A 4,127-nucleotide genomic window follows, 5' to 3' on the forward strand; every position below is an offset into this window, starting at 1 on the left:
GCACAGCGGGGTTGATGAGGGCGGTGCTCATGCGGAGGCCTCCGTCAGGTCCAGGAATGCGTCGTCCAGGGTGGCGTCGGCCAACTCGCCGAAGCAGGCGGCGCACCCCTCGCCGTTGCCGAGTCCGCCCGGCAATTGGCCGTGCTCGCTCGAAAAGCTGGATGGCATCAGGAAGCCCTGTCGATCGCCCTGACCGCCGCCGACCACCCGGACCTGCGCAGCGCCGGACGCGCGGGAACGGCCCTACGAGGGCTCCTCGTCCAGAGTGCGTCCTACACCCTTGCCAGGCGGGGCGACCGGGACGGGATGCGAGAGCTCACGGACGAGGCCGCCGCGATCGCCACGGAACTCGGCGGCCGCACCATGCTTCGCGACCACGGCGGGGGCTTCAGCCCCCTCACGGTGCAGCTCCACCGAATCAGCGCCGAAAACCATGCGGGTGATCCTCTTGCCGCGCTTGATGCTGCCCGCATGGTCTCGCTGAAGGCGCTGCCCAGCGTCGAACGTCGTTCTCGCGCCCTCGGCGACATCGCCGTCACCTACGACCGCCTCGGCCGCCGCAGCGACTGCGTCCGAACCCTCCTGGCGGCGGAACGATGCGCTCCCGAGGAGACCCACGCCCGCCCAGCGACGAAGTCGCTGATCGCCAGCCTGCTGGTCTCCGGGCCCACATCGACCGAGCTCCGCGGCCTTGCCGAGCGCAGCGGCGTTCTCGCCTGAGAAGTGCCGTGGGCGAGGTGCGAGGTCCTAACCCACGTCGGATGGCCGAAGGCCGAACCCAATGCCCCGGTCAGCCCGGAGGGAGCGACCGTCCATCACGCTCAGCTCCGGCCCACTGGCCCTGCGCGGTCGGAGTCAGCGGTCAGGGTTTTGACGCCGCAGGAACTCCCGGGCTCCGCGAAGGCGGGTGGCGAGGCTCTTCTGGGTGGCGCGGCTGTCGAGGTGTACACAAAGTCCGCCAGGGAGGCCGCTGTCGGCGCGGCGGCCGGTCGGCAGCAGCGATGGGTCAAGGCCGTCCCGCTGCGCGATGAGGGTGCCGAGTTCGTGGCGGGTGACGGCGTCCGGGCCGGTGAGGTGAAAGACGCCAGCCGCGTCGGACAGGGTGAGCTCCCACAGTGCGGCGGCCAGGTCGCGGACGTGGACTGGGCATCGGACATCGTCCGTGAATAGTGCCCCGCCCCGTGTGCCGGCGGCCAGGGCGTGCACCAGGCGTTCGTGCTCGGACCGGCCATCGCCGATGATCAGGGAGGTCCGTGCGACGACGGCGCCCGTGCTCAGGAGCCGCACGGCCGTTTCGGCCGCAGCCTTCGCGGCCCCATACGGTGTTACTGGGTCGGGTAGACACGTCTCGTCGTACAGGTCGTCGCGGCCGGAGAACACGGCGTCGCTCGACACGTGGACCAACTTGATGCCCCGTTGCGCGGCGACGTGGGCCAGGCGCATCCCGCCCTCGGCCGTGACCGCCCACTCGGCTCCGCCGCTGCTCGCGTTGATGACCGCGCTTGGGCTGACGGCATCCAGGACCTCCTGGAGGTTCGCCAAGTTGCGCAGGTCGAGGCGGTGCCACGCGTCGGCGCCCTTGCCGGGGTGCGAGTGGAAGGTGGCGGCCGTCTCCACGCCTGCTGCATGGCCCTGGCGGGCCAGCTCAACGCCCAGGAACCCGCTGCCGCCGACAATCAGTACCGTCATGCCTCCCCACGCTAGGACTGCAAGGTGCGTCCTGGGGCGGATCCGTCTGAAGTGGGTGCTTAGCGTTCAGCCTTTGTCAGCCCAGGGCTGTGTCGAAGGTCCTGCGGTTGGCCGCTGTGTAGGCGTGCTCTTGCTCGGACCACCGGATGCGCCCGGTGATCGTGGAGTCGTCGGCGACGCGCGGGAACGGGCCCGCGAGGTGACTTTGCCACCACCGGGCGTTGCGGGCCTGGCGTTCGAGCGCGGCATCGACGACGCGGGAGCGGGAGGTGGCGTCGAGCCCGTACGCGTCAGCGAGGACGCGCACCTGCGCCGCCTGGACGGTGGCGGGCGGAGCGGTGGGTTTGGAGGAGATGCACCAGGTCCACGCCATGTAGCCGAGGTCTTCGACGGGATCGCCGGGGGCGGCGGTGTCGAAGTCGATGAAAGCGGTCGGGATGTCGTCGGTGAAGACCGTGTTGTTCGGCCCCGGGTCGTGGTGGCAGACCACGGGATGCCGTCCGGTCAAGCGACTGCTGCGGGTGGCGTCGTGGAAGGAGCGGAGCAGGGTGCCGGCCGCGGCCACCTGGGGGTCGGTCCAGCGCTGGAATCGGGCGGGCACCCAGCCGGGGAGGTAGCTGAGGATTTCGCGGCCGGCTGTGTCGAACCCGAGGTGGCGCGGAGCGCCGGTGAAGCCCTCTCGCTGGAGGTCACCGAGCAGCTCGGCGACGAACGATGACGATGCGGTGGCTGGCCGCCGGACGGTGCGCCCGACCCTGACCACGCCGAGGGTGATACGTCCGCCGGGCAATGGCACTTCGTTCTCCATGGCTTCATCCTGGCCTCGTTCGTGCACCGGACGCTCAGCCGACTCTGCACGCGCAGGCCATCGGTCAAGTTCAGCGGCAAACGGTCAAGGTCCATTGTCCGGACACGCGCACTGCATCGGTGACGCAGTCGGATGACGCTGCACCGTTCTCTCCCACGGTGGTGTTGACCTGTGCTTCTACCATCTGGGGGCCGGTCGGCGGACGCTGATGACGCTCTGGCGCGCCATGTCTCTCCCTCCTTCCCCCCCTCTTTCGTTCAGAGAGATCGTGCGGGAGAGCGTCATTGCGTCATGGGGTTGCTGGTCGGAGGGAAACGTTGCAGGTCGTAGCAGGTCCGGGCGGGGTGCCGGGTGCGTCATGGGCAGCGTCAGTACGGCGTCATCTCTGTCCTTTGACAGGCGACCTTGACCGATTGACAAGCGAGTTTGACCGGTCGGTGGGCTACTGGCCGGGGTCTGCGGGACGGGCTCGTGCCCACTGCCCTTCGAAGGCGTCCTGGCTGATCTCCTGATCAACCAGTGCCGGGTCGAAGAGGTCCACCACGGGTGGATTGAACGGCCAATCGTCAGGGCCGCTGCGCAGGGCGGTCCCGCCTTCTGGCACTTCCACCTGGCGGAGGCGGCGCCCGTCGGAGCCCACCTCCATCAGGTAGTCGACCGGTTCCTCGTCCTCCTCGTCCCAGCGCCGCCGTAGGTATACGACGCCCCTGTCCGCGAGTGCGCCGAAGCCCGCCCGCCCGCGCTGCGCGTCTCGCTCGGCGCGCAGCTCGTCCAGGCCCGCGGGCATCCGGGACGCGTCGATGTCGGCCTCCTCCAGCTCCTCCGCCTCGAACCGGGCCACGGTCTCCGGGTCGGTGACCACCTCGACCCAGGCGAGCCCTTCGAGTACCTCCCGCGCCGACCGCGCACGGACCCACCACCACGAGCCACCCATGCCGTAGTCGTGCAGAACGAGAAAGCGGCGCTTGTGCGCGACGTCCCTACCAGTCATGGAAGCCGAGCCTAACGAGGCATGCAGCACGGCCACACGACCGGTCAAACTCGCCTGTCAATCGGTCAAGATCACCTGTCACAGGTCAATCTCCTCGCGGTGGAGGCCGTCCCCGGCGCTTCGTCGGCCGTCGACGCGGGCCCGACCCGGCTCGCGGCCGTCGGGGTAGGCGGCTGACAGCCCGGGGGGTGCCTTCGGTCTGTACGGGCCGGTCTCCCGGGGGTGTCAGGGACGTGCTGAAGGCCCGCGCGTCTCGGATGGCGGCGGGTTCGGTGACGGGATTGGTGGCTGGTTCGCGGCCGGGCGGGAGCCTGAGGTCAGGCCGGCGGTCCGGAGTCCGGACGAAGGGTGATGAGGAAGCCTCGGGTGGCGCTGGTGCGGGGCAACTTGCGGATGTCGATGCCGCGTTGTCGCAGCGCCGGGGCGAGGGAGGTGAGGCGAGCAGAGAGCAGGGCGGTGGTCTTGGGCCAAGTGTCCGGGATGGGCCCGGGCGGCCGCAGAACCTCGTCGATCTGGCCGGTGGTGGCCCGCCACTCGGTGCTGCCGGTGGCGGACCAGCGGGTGAGGGCGGTGGCGACCGGGTCGGCGTCGATGACGTCGTCGGTGACCGCGTCCTGGGAGCCGGTGTAGGTGTTCAGG

At 70.0% G+C, this 4,127-nt stretch carries 5 protein-coding genes and 1 pseudogene; 1 reads left to right on the plus strand and 5 read right to left on the minus strand.

What is annotated here, in order from left to right; all coding sequences use genetic code 11:
• Positions 1–27: 27 nt before the first annotated feature.
• On the minus strand, positions 28–168 hold the full coding sequence (locus ABZ281_RS40540; RefSeq protein ID WP_356662981.1) for a hypothetical protein: 141 nt from the start codon (positions 166–168) through the stop codon (positions 28–30).
• 138 nt (positions 169–306) lie between these two features.
• On the opposite strand from ABZ281_RS40540, the gene ABZ281_RS40545 reads away from it, so the two are divergent.
• The gene (locus ABZ281_RS40545; RefSeq protein WP_356662982.1) at positions 307–720 is read left to right on the plus strand and encodes a hypothetical protein; all 414 of its coding nucleotides are present in this window, start codon (positions 307–309) and stop codon (positions 718–720) included.
• A 135-nt stretch (positions 721–855) separates the two neighbouring features.
• On the opposite strand, the gene ABZ281_RS40550 is transcribed toward ABZ281_RS40545, so the two are convergent.
• The 4 genes and pseudogenes from ABZ281_RS40550 to ABZ281_RS40565 all read right to left on the minus strand — a co-directional run.
• Positions 856–1,689, minus strand: coding sequence for a sugar nucleotide-binding protein (locus tag ABZ281_RS40550; RefSeq protein ID WP_356662983.1), 834 nt, complete (start codon positions 1,687–1,689; stop codon positions 856–858).
• A 76-nt stretch (positions 1,690–1,765) separates the two neighbouring features.
• Positions 1,766–2,497 carry an aminoglycoside phosphotransferase family protein gene (locus ABZ281_RS40555; protein ID WP_356662984.1) on the minus strand — a complete coding sequence of 244 codons (732 nt, stop codon included), beginning with the start codon at positions 2,495–2,497 and terminating at the stop codon, positions 1,766–1,768.
• Positions 2,498–2,939: 442 nt separating this feature from the next.
• Positions 2,940–3,488: a hypothetical protein gene (locus ABZ281_RS40560; protein ID WP_356662985.1), complete on the minus strand. Its 549-nt coding sequence runs from the start codon at positions 3,486–3,488 to the stop codon at positions 2,940–2,942.
• A gap of 317 nt (positions 3,489–3,805) precedes the next feature.
• Positions 3,806–4,127, minus strand: a pseudogene (locus ABZ281_RS40565) (hypothetical protein); the annotation flags it as partial.

Source organism: Streptomyces sp. NPDC006265 (genome assembly GCF_040613555.1).
Taxonomy (GTDB): domain Bacteria; phylum Actinomycetota; class Actinomycetes; order Streptomycetales; family Streptomycetaceae; genus Streptomyces.

Coding starts and splice junctions, on each gene's coding strand:
- ABZ281_RS40545 (WP_356662982.1), top strand. CDS start 307: ATGCGAGAGCTCACGGACGAGGCCGCCGCGATCGCCACGGAACTCGGC.
- ABZ281_RS40540 (WP_356662981.1), bottom strand. CDS start 168: ATGCCATCCAGCTTTTCGAGCGAGCACGGCCAATTGCCGGGCGGACTC.
- ABZ281_RS40560 (WP_356662985.1), bottom strand. CDS start 3,488: ATGACTGGTAGGGACGTCGCGCACAAGCGCCGCTTTCTCGTTCTGCAC.
- ABZ281_RS40550 (WP_356662983.1), bottom strand. CDS start 1,689: ATGACGGTACTGATTGTCGGCGGCAGCGGGTTCCTGGGCGTTGAGCTG.
- ABZ281_RS40555 (WP_356662984.1), bottom strand. CDS start 2,497: ATGGAGAACGAAGTGCCATTGCCCGGCGGACGTATCACCCTCGGCGTG.